Below are 18592 nucleotides of genomic sequence, written 5' to 3'. Positions count from 1 at the left end.
CCAATGCCAGGGAATCATATAATCGTAGGCGGCGGGCTGGCGGGTTTGACCGCGGCAATGAAACTCGCGGAGCAGGGCGAGCAGGTCGATCTCTTTTCCATCGTCCCGGTCAAGCGTTCTCATTCGGTGTGCGCGCAAGGCGGAATCAACGGCGCCGTCAACACCAAAGGCGAGGGCGACTCGCCGATGATTCACTTTGACGATACGATTTACGGCGGCGACTTCCTGGCGCATCAGCCGCCCGTCAAGGCGATGTGCGAGGCGGCGCCCGCCATCATCTACCTGTTCGATCGGATGGGCGTGATGTTCAATCGCACGCCCGAAGGCCTGCTCGACTTCCGCCGCTTCGGCGGCACCAAGCATCATCGCACCGCATTCGCGGGCGCCACCACCGGGCAGCAGCTCCTGTACGCACTGGACGAGCAGGTCCGCCGCTACGAGGCCGCCGGCCTGGTGCGCAAGTTCGAAGGCTGGGAGATGCTGAGCCTGGTGCAGGACGAGTCGGGGAACTGCCGCGGGATCGTTGCGATCGACACGCGCTCGCTCGAGATGCGCGCGTTTCCCGCCGATACCACGCTGATCGCAACCGGCGGCCCGGGCCTGGTCTTCGGCCGCTCGACCCAGTCGCTGGTCTGTACCGGATCGGCGGTCAGCGCCTGCTACCAGGCGGGCACGACCTACGCCAACGGCGAGTTCGTCCAGGTGCATCCCACCGCAATGCAGGGTGAGGACAAGAATCGCCTCATCTCGGAGTCGATTCGCGGCGAGGGCGGGCGCGTGTGGACCTATCGCGACGGCAAGCCGTGGTACTTCCTTGAAGACATGTACCCGGCGTACGGGAACCTGGTGCCGCGCGACATCGCGACCCGCGCGATTCACAAGGTGGTGTACGAGATGAAGCTCGGCGTTGACGGCAATCCGCTGGTTTACCTCGACGTGAGCCATCTCGATCCCGAGGAACTCCAGCGCAAGGTCGCGGGCGTGCTCGAAATCTACGAGAAGTTTGCCGGCCAGGATCCGCGCAAGGTCCCGATGAAGATTTTTCCGGCGATGCACTACTCGATGGGCGGTCTGTGGGTCGATTACCATCAGCAGACCAACGTCCCGGGGTTGTTCGCAGCCGGCGAGTGCGACTTTCAATATCACGGCGCCAACCGGCTCGGCGCCAACTCGCTGCTATCGTGCATACACGCCGGCAACATTTGCGAGCCGGCAATGATCAACTACGCCAAGTCGCACAAGAGCGCGGCCAGTTCGCAGATCTTTGATCAGGAGCTCAAGCGTCAGCGCGAATCGTTCGACCACATTTTCAAGATGAGCGGTCCGGAGAACGCGTTTGCCGTGTGGCGCGAACTCGGCGACATCATGACCGAAAACGTCACCGTCGTGCGCTACAACGACAAGCTCAAAGCGACCGACAACAAGCTGCTCGAGCTCAAGGATCGATGGAGCCGAATCGGGCTCAACGACAAGGGCAAGTGGGCGAACCAGGAAGTGTTGTTCGTCCGCCAGCTATGGAACATGCTCGAGCTCGCGCGGCCGGTGACGCTCGGCGCGCTCAATCGCAACGAATCGCGCGGCGCGCATTACAAGCCGGATTTTCCCGAACGCGACGATCAGAATTTCATGAAGACCACCATGGCTGCGTGGTCGTCCGACGGCCCGCGGTTCAGTTGGGAGCCGGTCGACGTGAGCCTCATCAAGCCGCGGCCGCGGCGCTACGACATCGAGAAATCCGCCGCGTAGTCCCCAGCAGGAGCATCCCAGTGGCAGAAAAGACGCAAGTCTTGAGAATCAAGCGCCAGGAAACGCCGAACTCCGAGCCTTACTACGAGGAGTTCGAGATACCGTATTTGCCGCATCACAACATCGTCTCGATGCTGATGGAGATTCGGCGCAACCCGGTCACTCGTCAGGGCAAACGCGTCGCGCCGCCCGTCTTCAACGCCAACTGCCTGGAGGAAGTTTGCGGCGCGTGCACGATGGTGATCAACGGGCGCGTTCGCCAGGCGTGCTCGCAGCTCGCCAACAGTCTCCACGGGCCGGTGACGGTCGAACCGATGACGAAGTTCCCGGTGGTGCGCGATCTATGGGTCGATCGATCCACAATGTTCGCATCCTTGAAGAAAGCGCGCGCGTGGATTCCGATCGACGGGACTTACGATCTCGGTCCGGGCCCAAAAGTCGCGCCCGACGTTCAGCAGTTCGCGTACCTGTTCTCCCGATGCATGACTTGCGGATGCTGCCTGGAGGCGTGCCCGCAGATTAACTCGCATTCGAAATTCATGGGCGCATCCGTCATCGGGCAGGTCTATCTGATGAGCCAGCATCCGACCGGCAAAATGAACCTCGAGGAGCGGCTCGAAGCGATGATGGGGGAGGGCGGAGTGGCCGACTGCGGCAACGCGCAGAACTGCGTCGAGGTCTGCCCCAAGGATATTCCGCTCACGACCGCAATCAGTGCGATCGGGCGCCAGACGACGATCAAATGGCTCCGCGACCTCTTTATGAAGTGACATTGCCGCCGCGCTAATGTCATTGTGAGCAAGCGGGTCGATTCGACAGATTCCGGATCCTTATCCAAAATGAGGTTGATGCCTGGGTAACTGAATGAACATCCACGAATATCAAGCCAAGCAGGTTCTGGCGCGCTTCGGCGTTCCCGTTCCAAAGGGGCAGTTCGCGACCACGCCTGACGAGGCTGCTGCTGCATTCACCGCGCTGGGCAAGCCAAAAGCTGTGGCCAAGGCGCAAATCCATGCGGGCGGCCGCGGCAAGGCTGGCGGCGTCAAACTGCTGACTGTTGCCTCCGACGTGCGCGATTTCGCAGCCAAGCTGCTCGGCAAGCCGCTCGTCACGCATCAGACCGGCCCCGAGGGCCGGGTGGTGCGCCGAATTTACGTCGAGGAAGCGAGCGACGTCGCTCGCGAGCTTTACCTTGGGATGCTCGTCGATCGAAAGGCGGGAACGGTTTCCGTGATCGCGAGCACCGCGGGCGGCATGGATATCGAGGAAGTCGCCGCCAAGACGCCCGAAAAAATCCTCACCGAGCCGATCAATCCCCTGCTGGGAGTGGCCGGGTTTCAGGCGCGCAAGATCGCATTCGCGCTCGGTCTCAAGGACAAACAAGTCGGCCAGTTCGCGGCGCTGCTCACGTCGCTCTATCGGGCCTTCATCGAAACCGACGCGTCGCTCATCGAGATCAATCCGCTGGTGGTGACGACTGACGGCCGTGTCATCTGCCTGGACGCGAAGATGTCATTCGATGACAACGGCTTGTTCCGCCATCCGGACATCCGCGAACTGCGCGACGCCAATGAGGAAGATCCCGCCGAGACCGAGGCGGCGAAGTACGATCTCAGCTACGTGCATCTCGACGGCAACATCGGATGCATGGTCAACGGCGCCGGTCTCGCGATGGCCACGATGGACATCGTCAAGCTTTATGGCGCCGAGCCGGCCAACTTCCTCGACGTTGGCGGCGGCGCCAGCACCGAGAAGGTTGCCGCTGCATTTCGCATCCTGCTCGCGGACAAGCGCGTCAAAGGCGTGCTGATCAACATCTTCGGCGGCATCATGCGATGCGACGTACTGGCGCAGGGCGTCGTCGAGGCGGCCAAGCAAGTGAAACTGAACGTGCCGTTGGTGGTCAGGATGGAAGGCACCAACGTCATCGAAGGCAAGAAGATCCTTGCCGACTCCGGGATCAAGGTGGTCAGCGCCAGCGACATGGCCGACGCCGCCCGGCGCATCGTAAAAGAAATCGGAGCCTAGAATTTTCAGATGAGTATTTTAGTTGACAAAAACACCCGCGTGCTGACGCAGGGAATTACCGGCGCGACCGGCCAACTCCACACGCGCGCGTGCAAAGAGTACGGCACGCAAATGGTCGGCGGAGTAGTGCCGGGCAAGGGCGGCACCGACTTCGAAGGTATCCCGATCTTCGACACCGTCGAGCAGGCGCGCAAATCGACCGGCTGCAACGCGACCGTGATCTATGTGCCGCCGGCGTTCGCCGCCGACGCGATCCTGGAAGCCGCCGCCGCCGGCATCGAGCTGGTCATCTGCATCACCGAAGGCGTTCCGATCCTCGACATGGTCAAAGTGAAGGCCTACCTGGCGGGCACCAGGACGCGCCTGATTGGTCCCAACTGCCCGGGAATCATCACGCCGGGTGAATGCAAAATTGGCATCATGCCCGGCTACATCCACAAGCCAGGCGATATCGGCGTCGTGTCGCGCTCGGGCACGCTGACTTACGAGGCGGTGTATCAACTGACCCTGCTTGGAATCGGGCAATCGACCTGCATCGGGATCGGTGGCGACCCGATCGTCGGCACAACGCATATCGACTCGCTGAAGTTGTTCAACGAGGACCCCAAGACGCGCGCGGTCATCATGATTGGCGAAATCGGCGGGACGGCTGAGGAAGAAGCCGCCGAATATATAAAGCAATACTTTAAGAAACCCGTGGTCGCGTTCATCGCGGGACAAACCGCGCCGAAGGGACGGCGGATGGGTCACGCCGGGGCGATTATCTCAGGCGGACGCGGCACCGCGGCCGATAAAATCGCGGCGCTCAAGGCCGCGGGAATCACGGTTGCGATGAGCCCGGCCGACCTCGGCTCGACGATGAAATCCGTGCTCGAGGCCAAGCGGTAATTCGATGGAACGAACTTTCGCAATCGTCAAACCCGACGCGGTGCGGCGCGGGCTCACCGGCGACATACTCAAACGAATCGAGGCTTCGGGGCTGACGATCGTCGCGCTGCGCAAGCTTCATCTCCCGCGCGCCGACGCCGAGAAGTTTTACGAGGTGCACAAAGCGCGGCCGTTCTTCCGCGGGCTGTGCGACTATATGACTTCCGGCCCGGTGGTGGTTGCGGTGCTGCAGGGCGACAACGCGATCAGCAAGTGGCGTCAACTGATGGGCGCAACCGATCCCAAAAAGGCCGACGCCGGCACGATTCGCAAGGACTTCGGAATCGACGTCGAACAGAACGCGACGCACGGCTCGGATGCGCCCGAGACGGCGGCCCAGGAAATCGCCTTCTTTTTCCCCGCTCGAGAGATTCTGGCATAGACACATCGCAAGCGTCCCGTCCGCAACTACCGGTGCTCGCGAAGCAAGCGACCGTCCTGCTTTCATGGCTGCGTTTCGACTAGAATAGTTGGCCGTGAACGCGAACAGCCAAATATCGGGCGAGCCGGCGCCCACGGGCACGGATTTCCGCGACCTGACGCTCGATGAGGTCGAGCAAGTGGTCGCGAGCCGGGGCGAACGCTCATATCGCGCGCGCCAGATTCTGCATTGGGTACACGCTCGCGGCGCGGAGTCGTTCGACGAGATGCGCGATCTACCGGCTGCGCTTCGCAATTTTTTGAAGCAGAGTTTCACCATCGGGCATCCGGTGTCGTCATTCGTTTCGCGTTCGTCGGACGGCACCCGAAAACTGCTGATTGCGCTCGACGACGGGGAAGAAATCGAATCGGTGATAATTCCCACCGAAAAACGCGTCACGCTTTGCATGTCGAGCCAGGTGGGATGCGCGCTGGCCTGCGAATTCTGCGCGACGGCGCGCATGGGACTGCGTCGCAACCTGACCGCTTCCGAGATGCTGGCGCAGATCCCCGCCGCTCGGCGCGAGCTGGCCGCGGGCGAGGAACTTACGAACTTTGTTTTCATGGGGATGGGTGAGCCGCTGGCAAATTACCCGCGCCTGGTGCGCACGCTGGCGATAATGACTTCCGACTGGGGGATGGGCATCTCGGCGCGCAGGATTACCGTCTCGACGGTTGGCCTGGTCCCGATGATGGAGCGGTTGCTGGGCGAGACTCCGGTTAACCTGGCGGTCTCGCTGCATGCGACGACCAACGAGCTTCGCGACCGGCTAGCGCCGATCAACCAGCGCTATCCGCTGGAAGTGTTGCTCGACGCATGCCGGAATCTGCCGATCAAGCGGCGCAGCCGGATCACGTTTGAGTACGTGATGCTGGCCGGGGTGAACGATTCGCCGGCGGACGCGCGCCGGCTGGTGAAGTTGCTCGCGCCGTTGCGCGCCAAGGTGAACCTGATTTTTTACAATCCGCTGGCGGGGTCGGCGCTTGCGGGCAGCACGCGGGCGGCGGTGGAGGCCTTTCAAGCGATCCTGAAGAACGGTAATTTGACCGCAACAATCCGCGAAAGCCGGGGTCTCGATATTGCGGCGGCATGCGGCCAGCTTTACGCCGAACAGCACAATCCGGCCTGACGCCAGTTCAGGATTAGCGCCAGAAACACGATGCCACAAAACATACTCGGAGTGATCGGGGGCAGCGGCTTCTACCAGATGAAGGGCCTGGACAAGGTCGAGCCGCGGGAGCTCGAGACACCGTTCGGCCGTCCGTCGGATTCGTTTTACCAGGGACGAATCGGAGAAACCGAGGTCGTTTTCCTGGCGCGACACGGCCGCGGCCATCGATTGTTGCCGTCGGAAATAAATTTTCGCGCCAATGTTTTCGGGATGAAGCAGCTTGGCGTGACCCATCTCGTTTCGGTGTCCACGGCGGGCAGCCTGAAAGAGGAAATTCATCCGGGCGAACTGGTAATTCCAGATCAGTTTATCGATCGTACGTTGAAGCGCCCCATGACATTCTTCGGTGACGGTCTTGTGGTGCACGTTTCGATTGCCGATCCCGTGTGCGCAAATCTCGCGAGCGATCTGTCCGTCGCAGCGCGCGCGGGCGGCGCGGTGATTCACGACGGCGGGACCTATCTATGCATGGAAGGTCCGCAATTCTCGACGCGCGCCGAGTCGAATCTTTTCCGGAGTTTTGGCGCCAGCGTGATCAGCATGACCGCGATGCAGGAAGCGCGGCTCGCCCGCGAGGCGGAGATGTGTTACGCGACGCTGGTGCTGGTGACGGACTACGATTGCTGGCACGATACGGCGGCGGCGGTGGATATCGGCGAGATCCTGCGCGTGATGAAGCTGAACGTGGACAAGGCGCAAAGCGCGGTGTCGGTGCTGGCGCACCGGCTTAGCAATCGTCCGCGGACATGCGGATGCCAGGACGCGCTCAAGAACACGATAATTACCGATCGCGCGGCAATTCCGCAGCGCTTGATCGACGACTTGCGGCCGCTGGTGGGCAAGTATCTTTAGGATCATCGAAATCCGGGGAGAGGATCCGGGGTCCCTCGGCTTCGCTCGGGATGACAGAATAAGAGGGGGCGCGGAAGGTGCAATAGATGAGTATCGTTGTGGTCGGATTTCTAGCCTACGACACGGTCGAAACGCCCGGTGGGAAAGTCGAGGAAGTGTTGGGCGGCGGAGCGAGCTATTTTTCGATAGCGGCGCGATTTTTTTCCCCGGTCAGCATCGTCGCGGTGGTCGGCACGGATTACCGGCCCGAGGATTTCCAGTTGTTCACGGATCGGAATATCGACGTGCGCGGAGTAGTGAAACGCGAAGGGCAGACCACGCGATGGCACGGCCGTTATCACGAAGACATGAACGTGCGCGACACGGTCAAGCTTTCGCTCAACGTGCTGGAGAACTTCACGCCGGAATTGCTGCCCGATCAATGCCGCGCGGACTACCTTTACCTGGCGCCAAACGATCCGGTGCTTCAGGAACACGTACTGGACCAGGTGCTTAGTCCCAAAGTAGTCACGGCAGATCTCTATGACTATTGGATCCAGACCACGCGCCCCGGCCTGACCAAGGTGCTCGAGCGAATCCAGATACTGCTTTGCAGCGACAGCGAGGCGCGCACGCTTACGGGAGAGCACAACCTGGTGAAGGCGGGGCGCGCGATTCTGAAAATGGGCCCGTCCACCGTTCTGATCAAGCGCGGCGAGTATGGCGTGCTTCAGTTCAGCGATGAAGGAATGTTCGCGGTGCCCGCGTATCCGCTGGAAGAGGTGGTCGATCCCACCGGGGCGGGCGATACGTTTGCGGGCGGCATGATGGGGTTCCTGGCGCGGCATGGGCGGGTGACAGAATCCTCGCTGCGCACGGCGGTGGTGTACGGCAGCGTGATGGCGTCATTCGTGGTCGAACGTTTTTCGCTGGAGAGGCTATTAGCACTGACCTGGGAAGAGATAGACAATCGCTATCGAGAGTTTATCAATCTAATCGACTCTCATCATTCGAGATGGAATACTCAGTAGTTATTCCGCTCTACAACGAGCGCGATAACCTCGCCCCGCTGCATGCAGAGTTAAGCCGCGTGATGCAGGGGTTGGGCCGCGCCTACGAACTTGTGTTCGTGGACGACGGCAGTATCGACGGGAGCCTCGAGGTGCTGCGCCAGATCAAGTCCGCGGACAAACAGGTGCGCGTGATCTCGCTGGCGCGCAACTCCGGACAGACGGCCGCGCTGGCCTGCGGCTTCACGCACGCCACCGGCGACGTAATAATCGCGATCGACGGCGACGGACAAAACGATCCCGCCGACATCCCGCTGCTGCTGGCCAAGCTCGACGAAGGCTACGATCTGGCCAGCGGCTGGCGCACCGAGCGGTGGCAAGCGGAGCGGTTTACGCGCCGGCTGCCTTCATTGGCGGCAAATTCGCTGATTTCGGCGATGACCGGCGTCAAGCTTCACGACTACGGATGCACCTTCAAGGCCTACCGGCGGGAGCTTGCGCGCAGTTTGCAGCTCTACGGCGAGATGCATCGATTTGTCCCGGCGATTGCGGCGGAGCAGGGCGCGCGAATCGCGGAAGTCGAAGTCGGATTTAGGCCGCGCCGTGCGGGCACCTCGAAGTATGGACTGTGGCGCATCGTGCGCACGCTGCTCGACCTAATTACGGTAAAATTTCTGTCGGGCTATTCCACCGCGCCGATACAAGTGTTCGGCCTGATCGGGATCGTGCTGGGCGGACTCGGCGGTCTGTGGACGTTCATCCTGGTGCTGGAGAAGATACTACTGGGACGCGAACTGGGTAATCGGCCGGCGTTGCTATTGGCGGTTTTGCTGGTAGTCGTCGGAGTACAGTTTGTGAGTATCGGACTGCTGGGCGAGATGCTCGCGCGGACCTATCACGAATCGCAGGGAAAGCCGATCTACGTAATCAAGGAAGAATTCTAGGGGCTATCGATGAACATCGCAGTCGTGGGGAGCGGATATGTCGGGTTGGTGAGCGGCACCTGCTATGCGGAAAGCGGCAACGAAGTATTCTGCGTTGACATCGACAAGGATCGAATCGCCGGCCTTTGCGAGGGCAGGATTCCGATCTATGAGCCGGGCCTCGAAGAACTGGTGCGCCGCAATTTGAAGGAAGGCCGGATTCATTTCACCACCGACGTCGGTGAAGCGGTCAAGCAATCGATGGTCTCGTATATCGCCGTGGGCACTCCGATGAGCGCGTCGGGCGCGGCGGACTTGACGGCGATTTTCCAGGCGGCCGAGGATATCGCAAAAGCGATCACCGGCTATCACATCGTGGTGATCAAGAGCACCGTACCGGTCGGCACCAGCGACCGGGTGCGGGAAATCGTCGGCCGCTTCGCCAAGCATCGCGCCGACGTGTGCTCGGTCCCGGAGTTTCTCAAGGAAGGCTCCGCGATAGAAGATTTCATGCGGCCGGACCGGGTCGTGATCGGAAGCCTGAGCGAGCAGGCGACGGCTATCCTCAAGGAAATTCACAACCCGTTCGTGCGCACCGACAATCCGATCCTGGTGATGGATCCGCGCTCGGCGGAGCTGACCAAGTATGCGTCCAACGCGATGCTCGCGATGCGCATCTCGTTCATCAACGAGATGGCGAATCTGTGCGACGCGGTGGGCGCCGACATCAATGCGGTCCGGCGCGGACTGGGCTCCGACAAGCGCATCGGCCCGTCGTTCCTGTTTCCCGGTGTCGGTTATGGCGGCTCATGCTTTCCCAAAGACGTGCGGGCGATGATTCATACCGGCAGCGAGTACAACCTTGATTTCGCGCTATTGCGCGCGGCGGAAGCGGTGAATTCCCGGCAGAAGCGGCTGATTCCGGCGCGCGTGAAGCAGCATTTTGGAGAAAATCTGAGCGGCCGCGCGTTTGCGATTTGGGGGCTTGCCTTCAAGCCGCGTACCGACGACATGCGTGAAGCGCCAGCGCTGGTGGTGATCGAGGAACTGCTGCAGGCGGGCGCGAAATGCCGGGTGCACGACCCTGAAGCGCTGGAAAATGCGCGCAAGATTTTTGGCGATCGCGTCACCTACCACAAAACCAACTACGAGGCGCTCAAGGGCGCCGACGCGCTGCTGATTCTGACCGAGTGGAACGAGTTCCGGCATCCCAACTTTCAGCGCATCAAGGCCGAGCTCAAACAGCCGGTGATATTCGACGGCCGGAACCTGTATGATCCAGATCTGATGAAGGCGCTCGAGGTGCGGTACTACTCGGTCGGACGCCACCCGGTTTAGGACAAGGACGCTACAATGAGAATTATGGTGACCGGCGGCGCCGGCTTTATCGGCTCGCACACGGTGGATGCGCTGGTCGCGTCGGGCGCGGGCGAGGTGTCGGTGCTGGACGATCTTTCCACCGGCAAGCGCAACCAGGTGAACGCGAAAGCCACGCTCTATCAGACCGATCTGCGCGACGCCGCGGCGGTTGGGTCCGTCGTCGAGCGGGCGCGCCCCGAGATTATCTTCCATCTCGCGGCGCAGATGGACGTGCGGCGTTCGGTCGCCGATCCTGCGTTCGACGCGCAAGTGAACCTGGTGGGATTTCTCAACCTGATCGAATCGGCACGCCGCCACGGCCTGAAGCGGGTGGTCTTTGCTTCGACCGGCGGCGCGATTTACGGCGAGCAGGACGAATTCCCGTGCAGTGAAGAGCATCCGCGCCGGCCGGTAAGTCCCTACGGCGTCGCGAAGCTGGCGACCGAAGCCTATCTGTTTTTTTACCAGGCCGAGTATGGAATCGACTACCTGGCGCTGCGCTTCGGCAACGTTTACGGCCCGCGCCAGGACCCGCACGGCGAAGCCGGGGTGGTTGCGATCTTCTGCGGACGAATCCTCGACGGCACGCCGGTGACGATTTACGGCGACGGCACGCAGACGCGCGACTACGTTTACGTCGGCGACGTGGTGCGGGCGGTGGTCGCGGCGGCGAAATCGAGCGCGTCGGGAACCGCGATCAACATCGGCACCGGTATCGAGACCAACGTGAACGATCTTTATTCGACGCTCGCTGGCATCGCGGATTTCCCGACCCGGGCGGAGCACGCGGCGGCGCGTCCGGGCGAGCAGAAGCGCTCGGTCATATCGCCGGCGCGCGCCGGGCGGGAGCTTGGCTGGCGCCCCGAAAAGAAGCTCGCGGACGGACTCGAAGAGACGTTCAAATATTTCAAGCAGCAGCGCGCGCGCCCGAGTTGAAATGACCGAAGCCGCCTTGATTCGCAATTTTTCGATCATCGCGCATATCGATCACGGCAAGTCCACGCTGGCCGATCGAATCCTCGAGCGCACCGGTGCGCTCACGATGCGCGAGTCGAAGGATCAGTTTCTGGACTCGATGGACCTCGAGCGCGAGCGCGGAATCACGATCAAGGCGCGCTCGGTGCGGCTGAATTACACGGCCAAAGACGGAAAAGGCTACGTGCTGAACCTGATCGATACGCCCGGTCACGTCGATTTCGCCTACGAAGTTTCGCGCAGCCTGGCCGCGTGCGAGGGTGCGCTGCTGGTGGTCGATGCGAGCCAGGGCGTGGAGGCGCAAACGCTCGCCAACGTTTATCTCGCGCTCGATCACGGGCTCGAAATTATTCCGGTGATCAACAAAATCGATCTGCCGAGCGCGGATGTCGAGCGCACCCGGCATCAAATCGAGGAAATCATCGGGCTGGATGCCTCCGAGGCGATTCTTACCAGCGCCAAGGAGGGCGTGGGGATCGACGATGTGCTCGAAGCGATCGTCGCGCGAATACCGGCGCCGAAAAGCACCGGCGAGGACGCGGTTCGCGCGCTCATCTTCGACAGTTGGTACGACGTGTACGAGGGCGTGATCGGATTGATCCGCGTCTTCGGCGGCGAAATCCACGTCGGGATGAAAGTTCGGCTGATGGGCACCGACAAGCTGGGCGAAGTGATGCGCCTGGGGCATTTCACGCCGCACGAACGGCCCACCGACGCGCTCGGCCCGGGCGAGGTCGGGTTTGTCGTGGCGGGGATCAAAACCGTCGCGGACATGCGGGTGGGCGATACGATTACCGATGCGGACAATCCCGCGGCGGCGCCGCTGCCAGGCTTCAAGGAGTTGAAGCCGATGGTGTTCGCGGGCCTGTATCCGACCGAGGCGAATCAGTACGGCGCGCTGCGCGACGCGATCGAAAAGCTGCGGCTCAACGACGCGAGCCTCATCTGCGAACCCGAGACCTCGCAGGCGCTGGGCTTCGGCTTTCGCGCAGGGTTCCTGGGCTTGCTGCACATGGAAATCGCGCAGGAGCGCCTGGAGCGCGAATTCGGAATCAACCTGATCGTGACCGCGCCGACGGTCGCCTACCAGGTGCGCACGGTTTCGGGCGAGCTGATGACGGTGGACAATCCCGCGCATCTGCCCGATGAGAACACGATCGAGGCGATCGAGGAGCCGTTCATCCTCACTTCTATCCACATGCCCGAGGAGTACCTCGGCGCGGTGATGAAGCTGTGCGAAGACCGGCGCGGCATCCAGCGCGATCTGCGTTTCCTCGGTGAAAAGCGCGTGATCCTGCACTACGAATTGCCGCTTGCGGAGATCGTCTTCGATTTTTACGATCGGCTGAAATCGGTGAGCCGTGGCTACGCGTCGTTGGACTACGAGTTTCTGGACTTCCGTGCCGGGCCTCTGGTTAAATTGGACATTCGAATTAACGGCGAGGTGGTGGACGCGCTTTCGATTATCGTGCATCGCGACAAGTCCTACGAACGGGGCCGGGCGTTATGCGAAAAGATGCGCGAACTGATTCCACGCCAGATGTTCGAAGTCGCGATTCAAGCCGGGATCGGTTCCAAGATTATCGCGCGGGAATCCGTGAAGGCGCTGCGCAAGAACGTCACCGCCAAGTGCTACGGCGGCGACATCACGCGAAAACGAAAGCTGCTCGAGAAGCAAAAGGAAGGCAAGAAGCGGATGAAGCAGGTCGGGCGGGTCGAGATTCCGCAAGAGGCTTTCCTGGCCCTGCTCAAGGTCGGGGAGTAGGGCAATCGTGGCCGAAACAGCGCGCAACATTTCCAAAGCTCAGCCGCAAAACGCCGCCGAGACCGCCAATCACGCGCCGGCGCAGAAGTCCGTCACGCGCGAGTATGGCGAGGCGATGTTCATCGCGCTCGTGCTCGCGATCTTCATCCGCACGTTCTTCGTGCAAGCGTACAAAATTCCGTCGGGCTCGATGGAACCGACGTTGCTCATCGGCGACCATATACTGGTCAACAAGATTGTTTACGGACTGCGGATGCCGGACTCGCTTCTCGGCCTCGAGATTCCCGGCCTGCCGTTGGGCGACTATGTTTTTCATCTCGCGCCGGTGCATCGCGGCGACGTCGTAGTGTTCGTCTTCCCGCCCGATCGCACCAAGGATTTCATCAAGCGCGTGATCGGCGTCGCCGGCGACACGATTGCGGTGAAGAACGGCGTCGTCTGGCTCAACGGTTCCGAGATGCCCGACCCGCATCGGCACTGGGAGGTTTCCCCGCAGGATCGATCGCCGGTCTCGCCGCGCGACAACTTCGGACCCGTAACTGTCCCGCCCGGCAAGCTATTCATGATGGGCGATAATCGCGATCGCAGCTACGACAGCCGTTTCTGGGGCTTCGTCGATCTCAACGACGTCGAAGGGCGCGCCACAATCATCTACCTGCCCTGGAATGAGGAGAAGGCGGATGGCGCCTCGATGCTGAGCGACATCCTCTTGTGGTTCGAGTACATCAGGTGGGATCGAGTCGGGATGATCGTGCACTGACCGGAGATCCGAAAAGGGAGCATCAGGTGGCGGACGAAGCGGTAAACCGGATTGGCGCGATCCTCGAGGAGCTGGGCGCCCGCTTCGATCTTGTGATCGAGGCAGTCTCGGGCTTCGGCGGACGCATGGACACGCTGCGCGATGAGATCTTCGAACAGTTCGCGGAGGTCGGCGGGCAGATTCGCTTCCTGTCCGAGCAGATTGCCGAAAATCGCCGCGGTATCGTCGCGACGCGCGACGATCTCGGCGCCGAGATCGTGCGCATCGGCGAGGCGCTTGGCAAGGCGCGCATCGAGTTCCGCGACGAGCTGCTCGGCGCTGAGAAGGGCCTGCGCGGCGAGTTCGCCGCACGCGCCGTCGAGTTCCGCGAAGAAGCCGCCCGCGCAGTGGCGTCCACCGGCACGCAGGCGGCGGACTCAAGGAGCGAGACGACCAGGATTCTCAAGCGGGAAATAGCGGCGTCCGCGGAAATGGCCGCGAAGAAACTCGGCGCCGAGCTCAGGCAAACCAGCAAATCGCTGGCCAATCTCGCGCGCAAGTTCGACCGCTTCGATGACCGGATCACGGTTCAGACCCGCGACCAGGATCAACGCTTAAAAAAACTCGAGCGCAAGGGCGGCGCATGACTCTCGCCGGGATGTGGAGCGGGATTGAGCGCGGGGTTGACGCGCATCCTTCGCGATCGTAAATTCTAGTCACCTTTAACCCGCTACTGAGATAGCGAAAAGGGACGACGATGAAAGTGTACATTTCCGGACCCGGCTGTTTTTGCAGCCGGGATTTTTTTTGGGCGTCGCGATGAGCGCCGCGCCCAATGTCGCACTCGACGCCGCTCAGCTCGGGCGCTCGCTCAAGCGGATCGCGATGGAGATAGCCGAGCGCAACGGCGGCGCGGACAATATCGTGCTGGTGGGAATCGTCCGGCGCGGCGCCACGCTCGCCGAACGGATCGCCGCCGAGTTGCGCGCCAATGGCAGGCGCGCGGTCCCCGTCGGTACGCTGGACATTTCTTCGTACCGCGATGACGGCAAGGGCTTGCCCGGCGATCCCCGGCTAATCGGCCGCGACATTCCTTTTTCCCTCGACGCCAAGCGGGTCGTGCTGGTTGACGACGTGCTGTACACCGGGCGAACCGTGCGCGCCGCGCTCGATGCGATCTCCGATCTCGGCCGCGCGGAATCGGTGCAGCTCGCCGTTCTGGTCGATCGCGGAGAGCGCGAGCTTCCGATTCGCGCCGACTACGTGGGCAAGAATATCCAGGCTCCGCCGGGCCAGCGCGTTTTTGTGCGGCTGGCTGAAATCGACGGCGCGGACGCGGTCGTGGTTGGCAACGCAAGATGAGGTCGAACCCCCGCGCGCGCTGAAGGACGAACGATACAATGTCACGGCTGGCAAAATTTGACGTCGTTTCGATCGAGGACCTCGAAACCTCGGACATCGAACGCGTGTTTGCGCTCGCCGACGGCTTTGCCGCCCAGCTCGAGCGCGGCGAGCAGATCACTACAGCCGCCGGGCTGATCATGGCGACGCTGTTCTACGAACCCTCGACGCGCACGCGGCTCAGCTTCGAGTCGTCGATGCATCGCCTCGGCGGCTCCGTGATCAGCTCGGCCGATATGCACGCGAGCTCCGCCGCCAAGGGTGAGAGCCTGGCCGATACCGTGCGCGTCGTCGCCGGCTACGCCGACCTGATCGTGCTGCGCCATCCGCACGACGGCGCGGCCCGCGTGGCCGCGGAGTATGCGCCATGCCCGGTGCTGAACGCGGGCGACGGCAGCCGCGAGCATCCCTCGCAGACGCTTTGCGATCTCTACATTCTGCGCAAAAAGAAGGGCCATCTGAAGGGACTCACGGTCGCGCTATGCGGCGACTTGAAGTTCGGCCGCACTGTGCATTCGCTGATCTACGCGCTCGCGCGTTTCGGCGCGAACATCGTCGCCGTGCCGACCAGCGGCATGGACGTTCCGGATTACGTCCTCGAGCGGCTTGCCACCGAGCGCAACTACAGCTTGTCGACCGTCACGATGGATGAGCTCAAGTCGTTGGCGGGCGGCCTCGACGCTCTCTATCTGACTCCCAGCGCGCCGCATCAGATGGCGCTTTTTACCGGCGACGGCGCGCTTCGACAAATCCCGGTGGCCGAGCCTCCGGCCGCGCTCGATGCATTCTACGTCACGCGCCTGCAGAAGGAGCGCATGTCGGGAAAGGAGGCCGGCGCCGGGGAGTATGTCCGCTTCGACGCGCGCGCGCTGCGCACCAGCCGCACGCAGGAAGCCGTCGTGATGCATCCGCTGCCGCGCCTCGGCGAGCTGGCGTACGAGCTCGATGCCGATCCGCGTGCGGTTTATTTCGAGCAGGCCGCGGCCGGCGTGCCGGTCCGAATGGCGTTGATCTCATTGCTGATGGAGAAAGCCGCCGGCGCATCCACCGGTCCGCGGCCGATAGCCGAGGCGATTCGCTTCAAGACCGAGCCGCTGCCGCGATGCTCCAATCCGAACTGCGTCACGCGATTCGAGGGCGCCTACCTGGCGCCGCGATTCACGCTCGGGCGCAGTATCGATACCACCGTGCTCGCGCTGAAGTGCGGCTTCTGCGAGCGCGAACTGAAGACCGAATACGTCGGTCATGCGCGAACGCATCGCTACTATCGCTTCGACGAAAACCAGCAAGGCTATGTCCGCCAATGGATCGAAGAAGGCTCGCTGGCCGTATTCGAGAGCCGCAAGCAGGCCGAAGAGGCCGGCTACGAGCCGTACCGGCGCGGTCCGCAGCGCGAAATCATGAATGAAGAGGAAGTAGTCGGTGCGATCGAATCGCTCGCCGACCAGGTGATTGCCGACGTTCACGATATGCCCGCAGTGTCGATTGTGGGTGTCGTCAGTCACGGCGCGATGCTTGCGCTTCGGCTGCGCGACCTGATTGGAGCGAAGACCGGAGTTCTTGCTCCGTGCGCGGCGCTCGATGCGTACAAGCCGGCTGACGCGTTGCATCCGATCGACGGCGCCGAGGATTTCAGCGTCGAAGACCGCACGATAATTCTTGTCGATGACGTGATTAACAGCGGCTGGACCGTGCAACGCGCGATGGCGACGATCTGGCAGCGCGGGCGTCCGGCCGCGGTCAAACTGGCGGTGTTGATCGATCGCGGGCATCGCGCCGTTCCGATTCGGCCAAACTATGTCGGCAAGAATATTCCGACCTCGCGCGGCGAGCGCGTGCAGGTGCGCTTCGCCGCGGCCGGCGCGGAGAGCAAATCGCACGATCGCGTAATGATCTATTCAATCGTCGAACCGCTGAAAGAGCCCGAGGCGGCGCATTGAACTCAATCCTGCTCAGAGGCGGGCGGGTGCTCGATCCCGTTAGCGCACTCGACGGCCAGTATGACTTACTGGTGCGCGACGGCGAGATTGCGGCGGTGGAGCGGACCGGGACTCGGATGAATTTGGACGATGCAAGTATAGTCGACGCGAGCGGATGGTGGATCGTGCCCGGCCTGATCGACCCGCATGTACATTTGCGCGACCCCGGCTTCCCTGAAAAGGAAACGATCCTGACCGGCTTGCGCGCGGCGGCCGCCGGTGGTTTTACGACCGTGGCCGCCATGGCGAATACCTCGCCGGTCAACGACTGTCCTGCCATTACGCGCTACATGCTCGAGCGCGCCGCGCAAGCCCATTGCACGCGGCTGGCGCCGGTTTCGGCGGTCACGCACGGGCTTGGCGGAATCGAGCCGGTGGATTTCGCCGCAATGGTCGATGCGGGTGCGCGACTGTTTTCCGACGATGGGATTCCGATCGACGATGCCGGCGTCCTGTCGCGCGCGTTGGATGAAACCATGCGGCTTGGATATGCGGTCGCGCTCCATGAAGAGGATCGCGCGTTGTCATGCGGTGGAGCGGTGAACGCCGGCGCGGTAGCCGAGCATTTGGGCGTCAGCGGCTATGTGCATTCGGCGGAACCGAATCGCGTGCGCCGCGATCTCGCGATCGCGATCGGCTCGGGCGCGGCGGTTCACGTCGCGCACGTATCGACCGCCGAGTCGCTCGAACTCATCCGCGCCGCTCGCCAACGTGGCGCGCAAGTCACCTGCGAGGTGACGCCGCATCATTTCACGTTGGACGAAAGCGCCGCGCTGACCTGGGGGCCGAACGCGAAGATGAACCCTCCGCTTCGCAATCGCGACGACGTCGAAGCGCTCCATGCGGCGATTCGCGATGGCACCGTTGACATGATCGCGACCGACCATGCGCCGCACGATCCGAAATCGAAGCGGATGGAGCAACTCGGCGCCTTTTTCGGTCCGGGGCGCCAGGCCGGGCATCTCGAGCGCGACGCAGCCGAGCTATTCGCGCACGCGGCGAACGGAGTCGTGGGTCTCGAGACCTCGCTCGGACTTGCGCTCGGCCTGGTGCATCGATCCCTGATCGAACCGGCGCGCCTGGTCGAGATGATGTCGCTCAATCCCGCGGCGCTGCTGCGGCTGGAGGCAGGCACGCTTGCGGTTGGCGCGGTCGCGGACATCACGGTGATTGATCCCAACCTCGAGTGGACCGTTGCGCCGGAAAAATTCCTGTCAAAGAGCCGCAACACTCCGTTCGCGGGGATGCGGCTGAAGGGCAGGGCGGTGCTGACTATCGTTGCGGGCGAAATCGTTTTCGACGGAAGGAAGGCGTAGC

General features: G+C 62.3%; 17 protein-coding genes. All 17 read left to right on the top strand.

Translation table 11 applies throughout. From position 1 onward, the window contains the following. Positions 1-3: 3 nt before the first annotated feature. The 17 genes from sdhA to ABSB13_RS04835 all read left to right on the top strand — a co-directional run bounded on the left by sdhA (position 4) and on the right by ABSB13_RS04835 (position 18591). On the top strand, positions 4-1746 hold the full coding sequence (sdhA, locus tag ABSB13_RS04915) for a succinate dehydrogenase flavoprotein subunit (RefSeq protein ID WP_428105982.1): 1743 nt from the start codon (positions 4-6) through the stop codon (positions 1744-1746). Between the two features lie 20 nt (positions 1747-1766). Further along, the gene (gene sdhB, locus ABSB13_RS04910) at positions 1767-2516 is read left to right on the top strand and encodes a succinate dehydrogenase iron-sulfur subunit (protein ID WP_428105980.1); all 750 of its coding nucleotides are present in this window, start codon (positions 1767-1769) and stop codon (positions 2514-2516) included. A 94-nt stretch (positions 2517-2610) separates the two neighbouring features. Further along, positions 2611-3774 (top strand): ADP-forming succinate--CoA ligase subunit beta, encoded by a 1164-nt coding sequence (gene sucC, locus ABSB13_RS04905; protein WP_428105977.1) that lies wholly within the window; start codon positions 2611-2613, stop codon positions 3772-3774. Between the two features lie 9 nt (positions 3775-3783). Beyond that, positions 3784-4662 carry a succinate--CoA ligase subunit alpha gene (gene sucD / locus ABSB13_RS04900; RefSeq protein WP_428105975.1) on the top strand — a complete coding sequence of 293 codons (879 nt, stop codon included), beginning with the start codon at positions 3784-3786 and terminating at the stop codon, positions 4660-4662. A gap of 4 nt (positions 4663-4666) precedes the next feature. Then, positions 4667-5083, top strand: coding sequence for a nucleoside-diphosphate kinase (gene ndk / locus ABSB13_RS04895; protein WP_428105972.1), 417 nt, complete (start codon positions 4667-4669; stop codon positions 5081-5083). A 94-nt stretch (positions 5084-5177) separates the two neighbouring features. After that, on the top strand, positions 5178-6251 hold the full coding sequence (gene rlmN, locus ABSB13_RS04890) for a dual-specificity RNA methyltransferase RlmN (protein WP_428105970.1): 1074 nt from the start codon (positions 5178-5180) through the stop codon (positions 6249-6251). Positions 6252-6281: 30 nt separating this feature from the next. Next, positions 6282-7145 (top strand): S-methyl-5'-thioadenosine phosphorylase, encoded by an 864-nt coding sequence (gene mtnP / locus ABSB13_RS04885; RefSeq protein WP_428105968.1) that lies wholly within the window; start codon positions 6282-6284, stop codon positions 7143-7145. An 86-nt stretch (positions 7146-7231) separates the two neighbouring features. Continuing rightward, a complete protein-coding gene (locus ABSB13_RS04880) occupies positions 7232-8155 on the top strand; it encodes a PfkB family carbohydrate kinase (RefSeq protein WP_428105965.1) in 924 nt (307 codons plus the stop codon). Further along, a complete protein-coding gene (locus ABSB13_RS04875) occupies positions 8140-9078 on the top strand; it encodes a glycosyltransferase family 2 protein (protein ID WP_428105963.1) in 939 nt (312 codons plus the stop codon). The genes ABSB13_RS04880 and ABSB13_RS04875 overlap by 16 nt, the downstream gene beginning before the upstream one ends. Before the next feature lie 9 nt (positions 9079-9087). Next, positions 9088-10395 (top strand): UDP-glucose dehydrogenase family protein, encoded by a 1308-nt coding sequence (locus ABSB13_RS04870; protein ID WP_428105961.1) that lies wholly within the window; start codon positions 9088-9090, stop codon positions 10393-10395. A 15-nt stretch (positions 10396-10410) separates the two neighbouring features. Beyond that, positions 10411-11352: an NAD-dependent epimerase/dehydratase family protein gene (locus tag ABSB13_RS04865; RefSeq protein WP_428105958.1), complete on the top strand. Its 942-nt coding sequence runs from the start codon at positions 10411-10413 to the stop codon at positions 11350-11352. A gap of 1 nt (position 11353) precedes the next feature. Then, positions 11354-13156 (top strand): translation elongation factor 4, encoded by a 1803-nt coding sequence (gene lepA / locus ABSB13_RS04860; RefSeq protein WP_428105956.1) that lies wholly within the window; start codon positions 11354-11356, stop codon positions 13154-13156. Positions 13157-13163: 7 nt separating this feature from the next. Next, positions 13164-13916 (top strand): signal peptidase I, encoded by a 753-nt coding sequence (gene lepB / locus ABSB13_RS04855; RefSeq protein WP_428105953.1) that lies wholly within the window; start codon positions 13164-13166, stop codon positions 13914-13916. A 26-nt stretch (positions 13917-13942) separates the two neighbouring features. Further along, positions 13943-14542, top strand: a complete 600-nt coding sequence (locus tag ABSB13_RS04850) for a hypothetical protein (RefSeq protein WP_428105951.1) — start codon at positions 13943-13945, stop codon at positions 14540-14542. Between the two features lie 172 nt (positions 14543-14714). After that, complete coding sequence (gene pyrR, locus ABSB13_RS04845) at positions 14715-15257, top strand: bifunctional pyr operon transcriptional regulator/uracil phosphoribosyltransferase PyrR (protein WP_428105949.1); 543 nt, start codon at positions 14715-14717, stop codon at positions 15255-15257. Positions 15258-15295: 38 nt separating this feature from the next. Then, positions 15296-17236, top strand: a complete 1941-nt coding sequence (locus tag ABSB13_RS04840; protein ID WP_428105946.1) for an aspartate carbamoyltransferase catalytic subunit — start codon at positions 15296-15298, stop codon at positions 17234-17236. After that, entirely contained in the window at positions 17233-18591 is a 1359-nt protein-coding gene (locus tag ABSB13_RS04835) for a dihydroorotase (RefSeq protein ID WP_428105943.1), read from the top strand. The genes ABSB13_RS04840 and ABSB13_RS04835 overlap by 4 nt, the downstream gene beginning before the upstream one ends. The last annotated feature ends 1 nt before the right edge of the window (position 18592 follow it).

Source organism: Binatus sp. (SeqCode) (assembly GCF_050013435.1).
In the GTDB taxonomy this organism is placed as follows: Bacteria; Desulfobacterota; Binatia; order Binatales; family Binataceae; genus Binatus.
The sequence above is the reverse complement of the archived record's forward strand: the minus strand, read 5'-3'. Positions and strand labels throughout refer to the sequence as shown.

Bases quoted from the DNA above. Each gene is read 5' to 3' on its own strand.
- ABSB13_RS04840 (WP_428105946.1), top strand. From the start codon at position 15,296: ATGTCACGGCTGGCAAAATTTGACGTCGTTTCGATCGAGGACCTCGAA.
- mtnP (WP_428105968.1), top strand. From the start codon at position 6,282: ATGCCACAAAACATACTCGGAGTGATCGGGGGCAGCGGCTTCTACCAG.
- lepA (WP_428105956.1), top strand. From the start codon at position 11,354: ATGACCGAAGCCGCCTTGATTCGCAATTTTTCGATCATCGCGCATATC.
- ABSB13_RS04875 (WP_428105963.1), top strand. From the start codon at position 8,140: ATGGAATACTCAGTAGTTATTCCGCTCTACAACGAGCGCGATAACCTC.
- ABSB13_RS04865 (WP_428105958.1), top strand. From the start codon at position 10,411: ATGAGAATTATGGTGACCGGCGGCGCCGGCTTTATCGGCTCGCACACG.
- sucD (WP_428105975.1), top strand. From the start codon at position 3,784: ATGAGTATTTTAGTTGACAAAAACACCCGCGTGCTGACGCAGGGAATT.
- ABSB13_RS04880 (WP_428105965.1), top strand. From the start codon at position 7,232: ATGAGTATCGTTGTGGTCGGATTTCTAGCCTACGACACGGTCGAAACG.
- sdhA (WP_428105982.1), top strand. From the start codon at position 4: ATGCCAGGGAATCATATAATCGTAGGCGGCGGGCTGGCGGGTTTGACC.
- pyrR (WP_428105949.1), top strand. From the start codon at position 14,715: ATGAGCGCCGCGCCCAATGTCGCACTCGACGCCGCTCAGCTCGGGCGC.
- sucC (WP_428105977.1), top strand. From the start codon at position 2,611: ATGAACATCCACGAATATCAAGCCAAGCAGGTTCTGGCGCGCTTCGGC.
- ndk (WP_428105972.1), top strand. From the start codon at position 4,667: ATGGAACGAACTTTCGCAATCGTCAAACCCGACGCGGTGCGGCGCGGG.
- ABSB13_RS04870 (WP_428105961.1), top strand. From the start codon at position 9,088: ATGAACATCGCAGTCGTGGGGAGCGGATATGTCGGGTTGGTGAGCGGC.